Source organism: Streptomyces sp. NPDC020362, assembly GCF_040642095.1.
In the GTDB taxonomy this organism is placed as follows: Bacteria; Actinomycetota; Actinomycetes; order Streptomycetales; family Streptomycetaceae; genus Streptomyces.
The window spans coordinates 53,228-67,925 of sequence record NZ_JBFAET010000011.1 but is presented as its reverse complement, the minus strand read 5'-3'; the positions used below and the strand labels follow the sequence as shown (position 1 = coordinate 67,925).

Genomic DNA, 14,698 nt, shown 5'->3' with positions numbered 1-14,698 from the left:
ACCCGGGCCCCGGATGAGAATCCGGGGCCTGATCCTTGCTGTCTGTCGCCCACCTCTGACCAAAGCCATTCCATCGGGTGAGCAATCGCCCATCCGGCTGACGGGGGCCGGGGCCCCAACTAGGGTGCGGCGCAAGCGTTCCGGCACTTGGCCCACCGGCATTGCGATGTCGGTGGCGGGTGCCACAGTGGGGGAGTGAGCAACGCCAGGACAGCGCGGGATTCGGCAGGGAGGGGGTGAGGTCGGCACGTGACCGGAATCGGTGTGGAGGCGGGCGCGCAGGCGGCGCGCTCCCGGGCGCTGGCCGTGCTGCGGCTCCGCGGCCGGGCGCTGGCGGTGGCCGTGCTGCCCGCGGCCGCCGAGGTGATCCTGCTGGCCGGCGGTTCCTCCGGCCATCTCGTCGGCCGGGGCTGGGACACTGCCCGCTGGATCGTGGGCGTGCCGGCCGTCGTCGTGCTGCTGGCCGCCGCCTGTATCGCCCTGGTCGTGGCCCGCGCCCGTCCCGCCGTGAGCCCGACCGTCCCGATCCCGGAGTCCTCCGCCCCGGATCTGTACCGGCTGGTGCGCGACCTCGCCGACCGCCTCGAGGTCCCGGCCCCCTCGGCCATAGCGCTCACCCCGGACTGCGACAGCTGGCTGGAGGACCGCACCCATCCGGCCCACGGCCCGCCCCCGCAGCCGGCGCGGGACGAGATAGCGGGCCCCGGCTCAGGCTTCGGCGCCCGGCGCCGTGCTGTCACCGCCCCCGTCCTCGTCATCGGTTCACCGTTCCTGTGGTGGATGCGCGTCGGTGAGCTGCGGGCGGTCCTCGCCCCGGTCGTCGCCGGCACGGGCCCTTCCGCGCACCCGGACATAGCCGCCGCCCGGCGCTATGTGCGCGGTCTGGACGCCGCGGTGGCCGTCGCCTCGACCGCAGGCCGCTGCCCGCTGACCCGCGGGCTGTGCGCGGCCCTCGGCTGGGCCGCCCGGCTGCTGCTGCGCGCCTGCCGCGAGCACGCGACGCTGATGGAGCGCGGGGTCGCCGCGGCGGCGGCCGAGCGCGCGCAGGCCGTGGACTACGGACTGCGGATCGTCGCCCAGGAGCAGGTCGGGCTCGCCTACGCGGGCTGGGACCGTCTGCTGACCAAGGTGGCGCTGCCCGCCTGGCGCATGGGCCGCTGGCCGTCCCGGCTCGATGCGGGCGTCGTGGCCGCGCTCACCGAGCTGTCCCGGCGCGACCGGCTGGCCGAGGGCTTCGCCTCCCGCCTCGGCGAGCGCCCGGCCTGTGACCTGCTGGAGGAGCCCGGCGCGATGGACGAGGCCGCCTCCCTGCTCGCCGCCCGCCTCTTCCACGGCGTTCCGGCCGAGTCCGGCCCGGACTGGGCGCCGGTGGACTGGCAGGCGTATCCGGAGGAGGTCGTCGACCGGACCTGGCGCGCCCACGCGGCCCGGCTGCACCGCGTCCTGGACTCCCTCGGCGTCCGCCCCACGCTCGCCTCCGCCGCCCCCGGCCCCGGCGGCCCCACCCTGGCCCGGGTCCTGGACCACCTGACCGAGCCGGATCACCCGGAAGGCGACTGCCCCGGCCCTGCCCGCCCGGCCGCGCCCGACGAGGAGTACGCCGACCCCACAGCGGGCTACGGCTCCGGCACCGCTGCGTACGAGGACACCGGCACCGCCGGGTTCGAGGGCGCCGAAACCGCCGGGTTCGAGGCCCCCGGCACCGTCGGGTCGGAGGCCGTCGGCACCGCCGGGCACGAGGACGAGGACACCCTCGGGTGCCAGGACGCCGACATCCTCGGGTACGAGGACGAGGACGCCGGCTCCGGCACCGAGCGCAGCGCCGCCCTCGCCGCGGGCCTGAGCGCGGAACTGGCCCGCGAGGAGATCTGTGCCCCGCGCGGCGCGACCGCCGCCGGCCAGGCCCTCGACAGCGAAAGCGCCCGGTGGGACGACGGCGCGCTGCCGCTCTTCCCGCTGCAGCCCCCGCGCACCGCCCGGGAACTGCTCGCCGACCACGTCACGGCGATGGTGTGCTGTGCCGCCGTGGACACGGCAGGCGCCGTCCCCGGCCTGGACTGGCTGGACGGCCCCTCCCTGCTCCTCGGGGGCGAGAGAGCGGCCGACCTGGCGCCCAAGGTGCTCAGTCTGATCGAGGAGGGAGACCCGGGCCCGCTGCGCGCCTGGCTGGCCGAGTCCGGCATACGCCCGGAGAAGCCGGTGCGACTCGTCTGACACGGCATCTCGTCCGACGAGACGGCAGGTGGTAGGACGTGTCGGCGCCACCCGGTGCCGTGGCCGACCCGGCGGCGTAACGGAGCACCATCTTCCACTTCAGGTCAATTCGCAACGAATAGTGACCGAGCCCGTGCGTTATGTGATGTGCTGGGACCGACCACGCACATGGCAAAGGCAAATGCGACATACGACAGCGCGACCGAGCATCACCTGACACAGGGCACGGGGGCATGAGGGAGGGGAGCGACCATGGCCTCGGATCGCATCCGCCGCTGGGAGTCCGGAGCACTCGCGCACGCCGTCACGGATCCCTTCGGCCAGGGCCCGGTCCCCTGGCTGCGCGGCAGTGAGACCTACTTCGACGACACGGGACACGTCGTGCCGTGGTACGTCGACCCGAGTCCGCAGCAGCCCGCCGGTGAGCTGCCGCGCGTCCCCGCGCCGCGCGCGTCCATCTCCGGGCCCCGCTCGGCCGACGACGTGCACCGCCAGATCAAGGGCTTCACCTCCACCGGAGCGGTCACGCCCGGGGAGGCGATCGACTTCCACATCACGGTCGATCCGCCGCAGCAGTTCAGCGTGGACATCTACCGGATCGGCCACTACGGCGGCGACGGCGCCTCCAAGATCACCACGAGCCCCCGGCTGTCCGGCATCGTCCAGCCCCCGCCGCTGGCCGCCGACCGCACGGTCTCCTGTCATCACTGGTGGCTGTCCTGGCGCCTCCAGGTGCCCTCCTACTGGAGCATCGGCGCCTACGTGGCCGTCCTCACCACCGCCGACGGCTACCGCTCCCACGTGCCCTTCACGGTCCGCGACGACCATCCCGCCGACCTGCTCCTGCTGCTGCCCGACATCACCTGGCAGGCGTACAACCTCTACCCGGAGGACGGCCGCACGGGCGCCAGCCTCTACCACGCCTGGGACGAGAAGGGGCGGCTGCTCGGCGAGGCCGACGCGGCCACCACGGTCTCCTTCGACCGCCCGTACGCGGGCGCCGGCCTGCCCCTGCACGTCGGCCACGCCTACGACTTCATCCGCTGGGCCGAGCGCTACGGCTACGACCTCGCCTACGCCGACGCCCGCGATCTGCACGCCGGCCGCATCGAACCCTCCCGCTACCGGGGTCTGGTCTTCCCGGGCCACGACGAGTACTGGTCCGTGCCGATGCGCCGCGCCGTCGAACAGGCCCGCGACCGGGGCACCTCGCTGGTCTTCCTCTCCGCCAACACCATGTACTGGCAGGTGGAGTTGGGGTCCTCGCCGTCCGGCGTCCCCCACCGGCTGCTGACCTGTCGCAAACGCAGGGGCCCGGGAAAGCCGGTGCTGTGGCGCGAGATCGACCGGCCCGAGCAGCAGCTGGTCGGCATCCAGTACGCGGGCCGGGTGCCCGAGCCGCATCCGATGATCGTCCGCAATGCGGGCCACTGGCTGTGGGAGGCGACCGGCGCCCACGAGGGGGACGCGATCGAGGGCCTGGTCGCCGGCGAGGCGGACCGCTACTTCCCGCGCACCCCGCTGCCCGAGCACGAGGAACGCATGCTGCTCGCGCACTCCCCCTACACCGACAACGACGGCATCCAGCGCCACCAGGAGACGTCCCTGTACCGCGCCCCCTCCGGCGCCTGGGTGTTCGCCGCAGGCACCTTCGCCTGGTCCCCTTCGCTGGACCGCCCCGGCCATGTGGACCCCCGGATCCAGCGGGCCACGGCCAATCTCCTGGACCGCATCTGCAAACGGGACTGACACCCCTGGCCAAAACCGATCGCCCGCATAAGGGAGAATCGAGGCACTTGGACAGAACCACGGGGAGGAACCGTGTCCGGATTCGTAGAAAAGCCCGAGCCGATCCAGGTTCCGGGCCTGGTGCACCTGCACACCGGAAAGGTGCGCGAGCTGTACCAGAACGAGGCGGGCGACCTCGTGATGGTCGCCAGCGACCGCATGTCCGCCTACGACTGGGTGCTGCCCACGGAGATCCCCGACAAGGGCCGGGTGCTCACGCAGCTCTCCCTGTGGTGGTTCGACCAGCTCCGCGACCTGGCACCCCACCATGTGCTGAGCACCGAGCTTCCCGAGGGCGCCCCCGCCGACTGGGCGGGCCGCACGCTGGTCTGCAAGTCCCTGAAGATGGTCCCGGTCGAGTGCGTGGCCCGCGGCTACCTCACCGGCTCGGGCCTCGCCGAGTACAACGAGTCCCGCACCGTCTGCGGCCTCGCCCTCCCCGAGGGCCTGACCGACGGCTCGGAGCTGCCCGGCCCGATCTTCACCCCGGCCACCAAGGCCGAGGTCGGCGAGCACGACGAGAACGTCTCCTACGAGGAGGTCGCCCGCCAGGTCGGCGCGGAGACCGCGGCCCAGCTGCGCCGGCTCACGCTCGACGTGTACTCCCGCGCCCGGGGCATCGCCCGCGACCGGGGGATCATCCTCGCGGACACCAAGTTCGAGTTCGGCTTCGACGGCGACACGCTCGTCCTCGCCGACGAGGTCCTCACCCCGGACTCCTCCCGCTTCTGGCCGGCCGACCAGTGGCAGCCGGGCCGGGCACAGCCGTCGTACGACAAGCAGTTCGTCCGTGACTGGCTGACCTCGGCCGAGTCCGGCTGGGACCGCAGGAGCGAGCAGCCCCCGCCGCCGCTGCCGCAGCAGGTCGTGGAGGCGACCCGGGCGAAGTACGTGGAGGCGTACGAGCGGCTGACCGGTACCGGCTGGTCGTAGAAACCGGCTGGTCGTAGAAACAGGAAAAGGCCCCCGGGAGAACCGGGGGCCTTTCGCCGTGGAGCGGACGACGAGGCTCGAACTCGCGACCTCAACCTTGGCAAGGTTGCGCTCTACCAACTGAGCTACGTCCGCATTGCGCCGTGGCGCGAGAGCAACTATACCCAACCTCGCTCCCGTGCGAGACGCACTGCCGTATGACGGTTCTCGGCACCGAGCTTCGTGACGGCCGAGGAGAGGTAGTTCCGCACGGTCCCGGGCGAGAGCGCGGCCCGCTCGGCGATCTCCGCGACCGGCGCCCCGTCGGCGGCCAGCTCCAGCACCTCGGCCTCCCGCGTGGTCAGCGGGGAGTCACCGGCGGAGATCGCGTCGGCGGCCAACTCCGGGTCGACGTAGCGGTTTCCCGCGTGCACGGTCCGGATGATCTCGGCGAGCCGCTGGGCGCTGACCGTCTTCGGGACGAACCCGCGCACACCGGCCGCGAGTGCCCGTTTCAGGTGCCCGGGCCGCCCGTGACCGGTGACGATCAGCACCTGGCAGCCGGGCAGTTCGGTGCGCAGGGATGTGGCGACCTTCACACCGTCGGCGCCCGGCATCTGGAGATCGAGCACGGCCACATCGGGCCGGTGCGCCCGTGCCATCGCCAGCGCCTCGGGCCCGCTCGCGGCCTCGGCGACGACCAGCAGGTCGTCCTCCAGGGCGAGCAGGGCGGCCAGGGCGCCCCGGATCAGATGCTCGTCGTCGGCGAGCAACAGCCGTACCGGGCTGCTCATGAGGTGACTTCCCTCACTTCCTGCCTCAGGGGCACCTCGGCCACCAGCCGGAACCGGTCCTTGTCGACGAGCCCCGTTTCCAGCGTCCCGTCCACGGCGGCCAGCCGCTCGCGCAGCCCGGGAAGGCCGGAACCCCCACCCCCGTCGGGGGTTCCGGCCGCTCCGTCGTTCTCCACCGTCAGCACCACGCGCTCCTCCCGTATCCGCAGTCCCACCGCACACCGCCCCGCGTCCCCGTGCCGCAGCACGTTGGTGGCCGCCTCACGCACCACCCAGCCGAGCGCGGACTGCACCTCGGCGGGCAGCTCCGCGGCCTCGGCGCGGACCTCGCAGTCGATCCCGGCGGCCGTCAGCACGCCCTGCGCACCGGCGAGTTCGATGACGAGGTCGGCCTCCCGGTAGCCGCGTACGACGTCCCGCACCTCGCGCTGCGACTCCTGGGCGATGCGCTGCACCTCGATCATCTGCTCCACGGCCTCCGGACGCCCGCGCCGGGCCAGTTGCACGGCCAGCTCGCTCTTCAGGGAGATCACCGACAGGTTCCGCCCCAGCACGTCGTGCAGATCCCGCCCGAACCGCAGCCGCTCCTCGGCGACGGCGAGCCGGGCCTCCACCTCGCGGCCCCGCTCCGCCTCCCACATCACGGCGAGGGTCCAGGCGCCGCAACGGCCCGCGAGCAGCGCGAAGATCGCCTGGAAGGCGGTCATCGCGGCGGTCGCCACCAGGCCGACGTCGTCGCGATCGGCGAACCAGATGCCGGCCGTGAGCAGGACCGTGAGGATGGCCGTCCGGCGCAGGAACACCCGGACCGGAACCGTGAGCCCGTACAGCAGCGCGAACGGCAGCAGGAGACCTCCGATCGCGAACCGGACCGTCATGGGAGGGGCCGCATCCAGCCCGGCGACCGCCACGAGCAGCGCCAGTGCCAGTCCCAGCAGGACGGCCGGTGCGCGGTGGGTGCCGGCCGGCAGCTCGACGCGCCCGAGGTAGTGGTCGAGCGCGGTCCTGGTGAGCCGGTTCGCGAGGGCGCACTGCAGGATGCCCACGAGGGCGAGGAGGGCGCCGAGGGCGTATGCCACGGGCCGGTGGGCGAGACCGCCGCCCACCAGGGGCAGCAGCAGCCAGCAGGCCATGATGAACCAGACCGTGCAGTACCAGGTGAGGACGCTGTACAGCTCGACCCGGTCGGCCTTGCTCCGCTCCCCCCAGTGCCGCTGCTGCCACCGCTTGATCCGTCCCAGCATCCGCGCCTCCCCCGTTCCTCAGCGCCGCGGCTCCCACCGGAACCACCGCCGTACAGCAAACACCGCCACGACGATCCAGGCCAACGCGGTCGCCGTCGCGCCGAGGGCCTGGAGGGCGCTCAGCTGGCCGGTCCAGCCCCCGCGTACCAGCCGGATCGCGGGGGAGAGCGGGAGGAGTTCGCAGACGGAGGCGAGCCGGTCGGGCATGACCTCGGTGGGGAACGTGATGCCGGAGCCCATCATCGAGAAGAACACCAGCGGCAGCGCGGTGATCTGTCCGCTCTCGACGCTCCGGGTGAAGGACGCGGTGAGCGCGGCCAGCGCGGCGCTCAGGACGAGCCCCGCCACCAGCCCCAGCAGGGTCAGGTACGGCGCCTTGGGCGCCCCGGTGTTCAGCAGAGCCGTGCAGCCCGCGCACAGCAGCAGCGCCTGGACGAGGCCGACTCCGACCGCGGGCAGGGCCGTGCCGAAGAGGATCTCGGTGTCGGAGAGTTCGCCGGTGCGCAACCGCTTGAGGACGAGTTCCTCGCGGCGGGCGGTGTAGACGTTGACCAGGGAGGTGTAGACGGCGAAGAGGAAGGAGAACCCGATCGCGGCCGTCATCGTCACCGCGCCGATGCTCAGCCCGTGCTTCTTCAGGTCCAGCTGCCCCAGGGCGGGCCGCACGCTGAACGGCAGGACGAGCGGCATGACCAGCGCGGCGAACACGACGCTGCGGTTCCGGCCGAGGAGGGCCAGTTCCGCTTGGGCCAGAGCCCGCAGATGGCGGCCCGCCGGTGCCCAGGTGATGCTGCTCATGCCATGACCTCCTGCTCCCGTGCGATCCCGAGGAACGCCTCTTCCAGCGAGGCCGAGCGCACCTCCAGGCGGTGCAGCTCGACGCCGGCCCGCTCGGCCCAGGCCAGCACCCCGGCGGCGGTCCGCTGCAGTTCCCGGGTGCGCAGCCGTACGACCCTGCCGTCGCTCTCGTGGTCGCAGACGCCGAGGGCGGCCAGCGGCGGCAGGTCGCCGAGGAAGTAGCCGTCGGGCAGTTCGAAGGACATCCGCGAGGGCCGGCCCGCGGTGACCTCGGCCGGGGTCCCGGTGACGGCGATGCGGCCCTCGTGCAGGATGGCGAGCCGGTCGGCGAGGTCTTCCGCCTCCTCCAGGTAGTGCGTGGTGAGCAGCACGGTGGTGCCCGCGTCGCGCAGGCCGCGCACCAATTCCCAGGTCTCCTGGCGGCCTTCGGCGTCGAGTCCGGTCGTCGGCTCGTCGAGGAAGAGCACCTCGGGTTCGCCCAGCAGGGCGAGCGCCAGGTCCAGGCGCCGCCGTTCGCCGCCGGAGAGCTGCTTGACCCGTACCCCGGTCTTCCCGGCCAGCCCGACCAGCCCGAGGACCTCTGTCTCGGGCCGTGCCCCGCTGGTGCAGCCCGCCCACAGCCGGGCGGTCTCGGCGACGGTCAGGTCGGACGGGAAGCCGCCCTCCTGGAGCATGACCCCGGTACGGGGACGTACGGCGGCCCGTTCCCGGAAGGGGTCGTGGCCGAGGACGCGGACCCGGCCGCCGGCCGGTGCCGCGAGCCCTTCCAGCAGCTCGACCGTCGATGTCTTGCCCGCGCCGTTGGTGCCGAGCAGTGCGAAGATCTCCCCGCGTGTCACGGAGAAGGTGATTCCGCGTACGGCCTCGAACCCGCCCCCGTAGACACGCCTGAGGTCGGTGACCTCGATCACGTGCTCGTGTCCGTTGGTGTTCATGCCTTCAGCGTCCCGGCGGGCCGGGCGGATCGGCAGTGCGCGGTGTCATCACTCGGCATGACAAATGTCAGCGGTCCGGAGGCAGATGAAAAGACCCCGGTCCAATGGACCGGGGTCTCATTCCCGAGCGGACGACGAGGCTCGAACTCGCGACCTCAACCTTGGCAAGGTTGCGCTCTACCAACTGAGCTACGTCCGCACTGCTCCCGATCGGCTCCCACCGATCGGTGCGAGCACCAGCCTACCTGATCCACAAGAGTGGTCGTGACCGATGCCAGAGCGGGTGACAGGAATTGCACACTGCGCCTTCCCCCTGGAAGGGGGATGTTCTGCTACTGAACTACACCCGCACGGTCCTCGGGATCCGGCCTTTCGGCCTCGCCCCTCGGCGTGTCCCAGACATTAGCTGATCAGCAGGGGGGTTGCGCAAGTCGGTTCCCTGCCGAGCCAAGTGAACGGCTCCCAGGGTCCGCTGACGGACCTTGGGAGCTGCCCCTTCGCGGGCTTCACTGGGCGGCGCTGAACGCCTCGTAGACCTTCTTCGGGATGCGTCCGCGCGCGGGCACGTCCATCTTGTTCGCCTGGGCCCAGGCGCGCACGGCGGCCGGGTCGGGAGCGACCTCCGTCTGCTTGTACGCCTTGCCGGACCGCGACCGCTTGCGGCCGGCCTCCACGTAGGGCGCGAGCACCTTGCGCAGTTTCTTGGCGTTGGTTTCGTTCAGGTCGATCTCGTACGACTTGCCGTCGAGTCCGAAGGCGATCGTTTCCGCCGCTTCCGAGCCGTCGATGTCGTCAAAGAGAGTGACCACGACCTTTTGCGCCACGAATATCGGTCCCTTCGTGCGGCACGTCGATACAGCTCATCGGCGATGACGTGCCGAGTATCGGCTATTGCCAATTCATTTGTACAGTGCCCGGCAATGCAAAGTGAAGCCCGACTAAAACCGTCCGCGTGTCCGAGTGCAATAGATGTCGGGGCCGGACTCCCGAACTTTCCCAGAAGTTTTCACTAGTGCCCGGCTTCGACACCCGATCGTGATGCGTCTCACGTAGTTTCCTACAACTCTACTCGCGTAGAAATTTTGTGCGGGTAGTCTGAAGGAACCTGCTCAGCACCACACACCGGGAGTGCCAGTGGCACGCGTCGTAGTCGACGTCATGCTCAAGCCGGAGATCCTCGACCCCCAGGGCCAGGCGGTCCAGCGTGCGCTGCCGCGCCTGGGTTTCGAAGGGATCTCGGACGTCCGTCAGGGAAAGCGATTCGAACTGGAAGTTGACGGGCCGGTCGACGAGGCCGCACTCGCCCGCATCCACGATCTTGCGGAATCCTTCCTCGCCAACACCGTGATCGAGGACTTCACCGTCAAGGTGGAGGAAGTCGCGGAGGCTGCGAAGTGACCGCTCGTATTGGCGTCGTCACTTTCCCGGGGAGTCTCGACGACCGGGACACCCAGCGTGCGATCCGCCTCGCGGGCGCCGAACCGGTCGCTCTCTGGCACAAGGACAAGGACCTGCATCAGGTCGACGCCGTGGTGCTGCCGGGTGGTTTCTCCTACGGCGACTATCTGCGCGCCGGGGCGATCTCCCGCTTCTCGCCGGTGATGGAGTCCGTCATCGAGCAGGCGAAGGCCGGACTTCCGGTCCTCGGTATCTGCAACGGCTTCCAGGTCCTCACCGAGGCCCACCTCCTCCCGGGCGGGATGCTCGGCAACGACCACCTCCACTTCATCTGCCGCGACCAGAAGCTGCGGGTGGAGAACGCGGAGACGGCCTGGACCGGTGACTACCGCCAGGGCCAGGAGATCCACATCCCGCTGAAGAACATGGACGGCCGGTACGTCGCCGACGAGTACACGCTCGACAAGCTGGAGGCGGAGGGCCGGGTCGTCTTCCGGTACCTCGACTTCAACCCGAACGGCTCGCTGCGGGACATCGCCGGCATCACCAACGAGGCCGGAAACGTCGTCGGCCTCATGCCGCACCCGGAGCACGCCGTCGAGCCGCTGATCGGTACCGGCCGTACCGACGGGCTCCCGTTCTTCACCTCGATCCTCAAGAAGCTGGTCAACGCATGAGCCGGACGCCTCTGGACACGGTCGAGCACGCGGCCGCGACCCCCGACGTCGAGCTGCCCTGGGCCGAACTCGGTCTGAAGAAGGACGAGTACGAGCGGGTGGTGGAGATCCTCGGCCGCCGTCCCACCGGTGCCGAGCTCGCCATGTACTCGGTCATGTGGTCCGAGCACTGCTCGTACAAGTCCTCCAAGGTCCACCTGCGCCAGTTCGGTGAGAAGGCGCCCCAGTCGGACGCCCTGCTCGTCGGCATCGGTGAGAACGCCGGCGTGGTCGACGTCGGCCAGGGCTACGCGGTCACCTTCAAGGTCGAGTCGCACAACCACCCCTCCTACGTCGAGCCCTACCAGGGCGCGGCCACGGGCGTCGGCGGCATCGTCCGCGACATCATCGCGATGGGCGCCCGCCCGGTCGCGGTCGTGGACCCGCTGCGCTTCGGCGCGGCCGACCACCCCGACACCAAGCGCGTCCTGCCGGGCGTGGTCGCCGGCATCGGCGGCTACGGCAACTGTCTGGGCCTGCCCAACATCGGCGGCGAGGTCGTCTTCGACGCCTGCTACCAGGGCAACCCGCTGGTCAACGCCGGTGCCATCGGTGTCATGCGGCACGAGGACATCCACCTCGCCAAGGCCTCCGGCGCGGGCAACAAGGTCATCCTCTACGGCGCCCGGACCGGCGGCGACGGCATCGGCGGCGCCTCGATCCTGGCGTCCGAGACCTTCGACGACGCGAAGCCCTCGAAGCGCCCGGCCGTCCAGGTCGGCGACCCCTTCCAGGAGAAGCTCCTCATCGAGTGCACCCTGGAGGCCTTCCGGGAGAAGCTGGTCGTCGGCATCCAGGACCTCGGTGCGGCGGGTCTGTCCTGCGCCACCTCCGAGCTGGCCTCCAACGGCTCCGGCGGCATGCGCGTCACCCTGGACGACGTACCGCTGCGCGACTCGACGCTCTCGCCCGAGGAGATCCTCATGAGCGAGTCGCAGGAGCGCATGTGCGCGGTGGTCGAGCCTGCGAAGGTCGACCGCTTCCTGGAGATCTGCGCCAAGTGGGACGTCATCGCCACGGTCATCGGCGAGGTCACCGACGGCGACCGCCTGGAGATCTACTGGCACGGCGGCAAGATCGTCGACGTCGACCCGCGGACCGTGGCCCACGAGGGCCCGGTCTACGAGCGGCCGTACGCCCGTCCCTCCTGGCAGGACGAGCTGCAGGCCGACGACGCGAACAGGCTGCCGCGGCCCGCGACCTCCGAGGAGCTCAAGGACCAGGTCCTCAAGCTGGTCGGGTCGGCCAACCAGGCGTCGAAGAAGTGGATCACCTCCCAGTACGACCACTTCGTGCAGGGCAACACCGTCCTCGCCCAGCCCGAGGACTCCGGCATGATCCGCATCGACGAGGAGTCCGGCCTCGGCGTGGCCATCGCCACGGACGGCAACGGCCGGTACGCCAAGCTCGACCCGTACACGGGCGCGCAGCTTGCCCTCGCCGAGGCCTACCGGAACGTGGCGACGACCGGCGCCACGCCGCTCGCCGTCTCCGACTGCCTGAACTTCGGCTCGCCGGAGGACCCGGCGGTGATGTGGCAGTTCGCGGAGGCCGTACGCGGTCTCGCGGACGGCTGCCAGCAGCTGGGCACGCCGGTCACCGGCGGCAACGTCTCGCTCTACAACCAGACGGGCGAGGCCGCCATCCACCCGACCCCGGTCGTGGCGGTCCTCGGCGTCATCGACGACGTCGCCCGCCGCACGCCGGTCGCCTTCCAGGAGGAGGGCCAGCTGCTCTACCTCCTCGGCGACACGCGTGAGGAGTTCGGCGGCTCGGCCTGGTCGCAGGTGGTCCACGACCACCTCGGCGGTCTGCCCCCGAAGGTCGACCTGGAGCGTGAGCGGCTGCTGGGCGAGATCCTGGTCTCGGCCTCCCGCGACGGGATGATCGACTCCGCGCACGACCTGTCCGACGGCGGCCTGATCCAGGCGGTCGTGGAGTCGGCGCTGCTCGGCGGCAAGGGCGCGCGTCTGGTCGTACCGGACGGGCTCGACGCCTTCACCTTCCTCCTTTCCGAGTCGGCCGGCCGTGCGGTCGTCGCCGTGCCGCGCTCCGAGGAGGTCCGCTTCAACGACATGTGCGGTGCGCGCGGCCTGCCGGTCACGCGGATCGGTGTCGTGGACGGCGACTCGGTGGAGATCCAGGGCGAGTTCACGCTCCCCCTCGCCGAGCTGCGCGAGGCGCACGAGGGAACGATCGAGGCGCTGCTGGCGTAACCGCCACCGCCTGTGCCGAGGCCCCGTCCGGAGATCCGGGCGGGGCCTTCGTCCGTGCCGGCTCCGGGCGCGCTGTCGGTGGTCACGGACCTGACCGAGGTTCCCGGCGGCCCCTTGCCTCCCGGGAGGACCGACCGGCTCAGGCCGCGACCGTCTCCCGTGCGGTCTCCGCCTCCGGCACCGGCCGGGCCTTCGGCAGGCGCAGGGCGAGCAGCAGGGACAGCGCCATGATTCCGGCCCCGCACAGGAACACCGTGTCCAGCGCGGAGACGTACGCCGTCACGCCCTGCGCGCGGGCCGGGCCGTGCAGGGCGGCGAGGGAGCCGACGTCGCCGGGGCCGTCGTAGAGGCGGCCGAGGAGGGTGCCGAAGAGGGTGGCGCCGAGGGCTCCGCCGAGGGTCTGGAAGAAGCGGACCGCCGTGGTGGCGACGCCGAGCTGGTGGCGCGGTGCCTTCTGCTGCACCAGCTGGATCAGCTGGCCGAGGAACTGGCCGAAGCCGAGCCCGATGAGCAGCAGGGCCGCGCACAGCTGCCACAGGGCGGTGCGGGTGCCGGTGGTGGCCAGCAGCAGGAAGGCGGCGGTGCAGATGACGGAGCCGCTGATCACGAAGGTCCGCTCGGACCAGCCGCGGTCGCTCAGGCGTCCGGCCGCGATGCCCGCCACCGTCATGCCGACCGCCATCGGGATGAGGAACGGGCCGGCGGAGGAGCTGGCGATGCCCCGGGCGAGCTGGAGGTAGATCAGCACGTAGTACATGGCGCCGGTCATGGCGATGCCCATCAGGGCCTCGATCGCGAAGCCGAGGCGGAGTTCCGGGACGCGGAACAGGGAGGGCGGCAGGATCGGTTCGGCGGCGGTGGACTGGCGGCGCAGGAACAGGGCGAACGCGGCCGCGGACACGAGGGCGAGGCCGAGGATCTGCGGGGAGGTCCAGGCGTACTGCTTGCCGCCCCACTCGGTGACGAGCAGCAGCGTGGTGGAGAAGGCCGCGGCGAGGGCGGCACCGGGGAAGTCGATCGCACGGCTCGTGGTGTGCCGGGGGAGCTTCAGCGCGTACACGGCGGCGGCGAGGGCCGCGACACCGAGCGGCAGGTTGACGTAGAAGGCCCAGCGCCAGCTCACGTGGTCGGCGAGGAAGCCGCCGAGCCAGGGGCCGACCGCCATACCGCCGCCCGCCACGATCCCGCCCGTGCCGGCGCCCTTGCCCTTCGCGTCGCCCGGCCCCTTGAGCTGGACGATCACCACCATCGTGACGCTCATCAGCCCGCCCGCGCCGATGCCCTGCACGGCCCGGGAGGCGATCAGCCAGCCGATCGACTGGGCCGCACCGCACAGCGCCGAGCCGGCCAGGAAGGTGCCGAGGGCGCCGAGGAAGACCCGCTTGGCGCCGAGCGTGTCGCACAGCCTGCCGTAGAGCGGGAGCATCGCGGCCGACGCCAGTGAGAAGGCGCTGACCAGCCAGGGGACCTTGGCCACGCCGTGCTCGGGATCGAGGTCCTTGACGATCGGGAAGGTGGCCGCGGACACGATCTGCATGTCCAGGACGGCCAGGACGATCGTGACCAGACAGACGAGGAAGCCGATCTTGCGCTGGGTTTCGGTCATGGCCACCACCTTGTCCCTCGCCTATATACCGAGTCAATGTTTTATCTGGGCACAGATTTGTGCCTGGCATAAAATTC

The 14,698-nt window shown here is 71.3% G+C and carries 12 protein-coding genes and 3 tRNA genes; 6 read left to right on the top strand and 9 right to left on the bottom strand.

What is annotated here, in order from left to right:
* Positions 1-249 precede the first annotated feature (249 nt).
* The 3 genes from AB0H32_RS07655 to AB0H32_RS07645 all read left to right on the top strand — a co-directional run bounded on the left by AB0H32_RS07655 (position 250) and on the right by AB0H32_RS07645 (position 4,935).
* Complete coding sequence (locus AB0H32_RS07655; protein WP_361115800.1) at positions 250-2,214, top strand: hypothetical protein; 1,965 nt, start codon at positions 250-252, stop codon at positions 2,212-2,214.
* Positions 2,215-2,466: 252 nt separating this feature from the next.
* Positions 2,467-3,963, top strand: coding sequence for a N,N-dimethylformamidase beta subunit family domain-containing protein (locus AB0H32_RS07650; RefSeq protein WP_361115797.1), 1,497 nt, complete (start codon positions 2,467-2,469; stop codon positions 3,961-3,963).
* A gap of 72 nt (positions 3,964-4,035) precedes the next feature.
* Positions 4,036-4,935 (top strand): phosphoribosylaminoimidazolesuccinocarboxamide synthase, encoded by a 900-nt coding sequence (locus AB0H32_RS07645; protein ID WP_361115794.1) that lies wholly within the window; start codon positions 4,036-4,038, stop codon positions 4,933-4,935.
* Between the two features lie 59 nt (positions 4,936-4,994).
* On the opposite strand, the gene AB0H32_RS07640 is transcribed toward AB0H32_RS07645, so the two are convergent.
* The 8 genes from AB0H32_RS07640 to AB0H32_RS07605 all read right to left on the bottom strand — a co-directional run bounded on the left by AB0H32_RS07640 (position 4,995) and on the right by AB0H32_RS07605 (position 9,509).
* Positions 4,995-5,070, bottom strand: a tRNA-Gly gene (locus tag AB0H32_RS07640).
* A 23-nt stretch (positions 5,071-5,093) separates the two neighbouring features.
* Positions 5,094-5,708 (bottom strand): response regulator transcription factor, encoded by a 615-nt coding sequence (locus AB0H32_RS07635; protein ID WP_361115791.1) that lies wholly within the window; start codon positions 5,706-5,708, stop codon positions 5,094-5,096.
* Complete coding sequence (locus tag AB0H32_RS07630; protein ID WP_361115788.1) at positions 5,705-6,952, bottom strand: histidine kinase; 1,248 nt, start codon at positions 6,950-6,952, stop codon at positions 5,705-5,707. Before AB0H32_RS07630 ends, AB0H32_RS07635 begins: the two co-directional genes overlap by 4 nt.
* 18 nt (positions 6,953-6,970) lie before the next feature.
* Positions 6,971-7,750 (bottom strand): ABC transporter permease, encoded by a 780-nt coding sequence (locus AB0H32_RS07625; protein WP_361115785.1) that lies wholly within the window; start codon positions 7,748-7,750, stop codon positions 6,971-6,973.
* Positions 7,747-8,685 (bottom strand): ABC transporter ATP-binding protein, encoded by a 939-nt coding sequence (locus AB0H32_RS07620; RefSeq protein ID WP_361115782.1) that lies wholly within the window; start codon positions 8,683-8,685, stop codon positions 7,747-7,749. The genes AB0H32_RS07625 and AB0H32_RS07620 overlap by 4 nt, the downstream gene beginning before the upstream one ends.
* Positions 8,686-8,811: 126 nt before the next feature.
* Positions 8,812-8,884, bottom strand: a tRNA-Gly gene (locus AB0H32_RS07615).
* 79 nt (positions 8,885-8,963) lie between these two features.
* A tRNA-Gly gene (locus AB0H32_RS07610) sits at positions 8,964-9,035 on the bottom strand.
* Positions 9,036-9,191: 156 nt separating this feature from the next.
* Entirely contained in the window at positions 9,192-9,509 is a 318-nt protein-coding gene (locus AB0H32_RS07605; protein ID WP_361115779.1) for an Lsr2 family protein, read from the bottom strand.
* A gap of 310 nt (positions 9,510-9,819) precedes the next feature.
* On the opposite strand from AB0H32_RS07605, the gene purS reads away from it, so the two are divergent.
* From purS to purL, 3 genes are read left to right on the top strand one after another with little or no spacing between them, the layout of a single operon-like run.
* The gene (gene purS, locus AB0H32_RS07600) at positions 9,820-10,083 is read left to right on the top strand and encodes a phosphoribosylformylglycinamidine synthase subunit PurS (RefSeq protein WP_015659417.1); all 264 of its coding nucleotides are present in this window, start codon (positions 9,820-9,822) and stop codon (positions 10,081-10,083) included.
* Positions 10,080-10,760, top strand: a complete 681-nt coding sequence (purQ, locus tag AB0H32_RS07595) for a phosphoribosylformylglycinamidine synthase subunit PurQ (protein ID WP_361115776.1) — start codon at positions 10,080-10,082, stop codon at positions 10,758-10,760. Before purS ends, purQ begins: the two co-directional genes overlap by 4 nt.
* Positions 10,757-13,015 carry a phosphoribosylformylglycinamidine synthase subunit PurL gene (purL, locus tag AB0H32_RS07590; protein ID WP_361115773.1) on the top strand — a complete coding sequence of 753 codons (2,259 nt, stop codon included), beginning with the start codon at positions 10,757-10,759 and terminating at the stop codon, positions 13,013-13,015. The genes purQ and purL overlap by 4 nt, the downstream gene beginning before the upstream one ends.
* Before the next feature lie 139 nt (positions 13,016-13,154).
* Here purL and AB0H32_RS07585 read toward each other — a convergent pair whose 3' ends face one another.
* The gene (locus AB0H32_RS07585; protein WP_361115770.1) at positions 13,155-14,621 is read right to left on the bottom strand and encodes an MFS transporter; all 1,467 of its coding nucleotides are present in this window, start codon (positions 14,619-14,621) and stop codon (positions 13,155-13,157) included.
* Positions 14,622-14,698 lie beyond the last annotated feature (77 nt).

Coding starts and splice junctions, on each gene's coding strand:
- AB0H32_RS07650 (WP_361115797.1), top strand. CDS start 2,467: ATGGCCTCGGATCGCATCCGCCGCTGGGAGTCCGGAGCACTCGCGCAC.
- AB0H32_RS07635 (WP_361115791.1), bottom strand. CDS start 5,708: ATGAGCAGCCCGGTACGGCTGTTGCTCGCCGACGACGAGCATCTGATC.
- AB0H32_RS07630 (WP_361115788.1), bottom strand. CDS start 6,952: ATGCTGGGACGGATCAAGCGGTGGCAGCAGCGGCACTGGGGGGAGCGG.
- AB0H32_RS07625 (WP_361115785.1), bottom strand. CDS start 7,750: ATGAGCAGCATCACCTGGGCACCGGCGGGCCGCCATCTGCGGGCTCTG.
- AB0H32_RS07620 (WP_361115782.1), bottom strand. CDS start 8,685: ATGAACACCAACGGACACGAGCACGTGATCGAGGTCACCGACCTCAGG.
- purL (WP_361115773.1), top strand. CDS start 10,757: ATGAGCCGGACGCCTCTGGACACGGTCGAGCACGCGGCCGCGACCCCC.
- AB0H32_RS07585 (WP_361115770.1), bottom strand. CDS start 14,621: ATGACCGAAACCCAGCGCAAGATCGGCTTCCTCGTCTGTCTGGTCACG.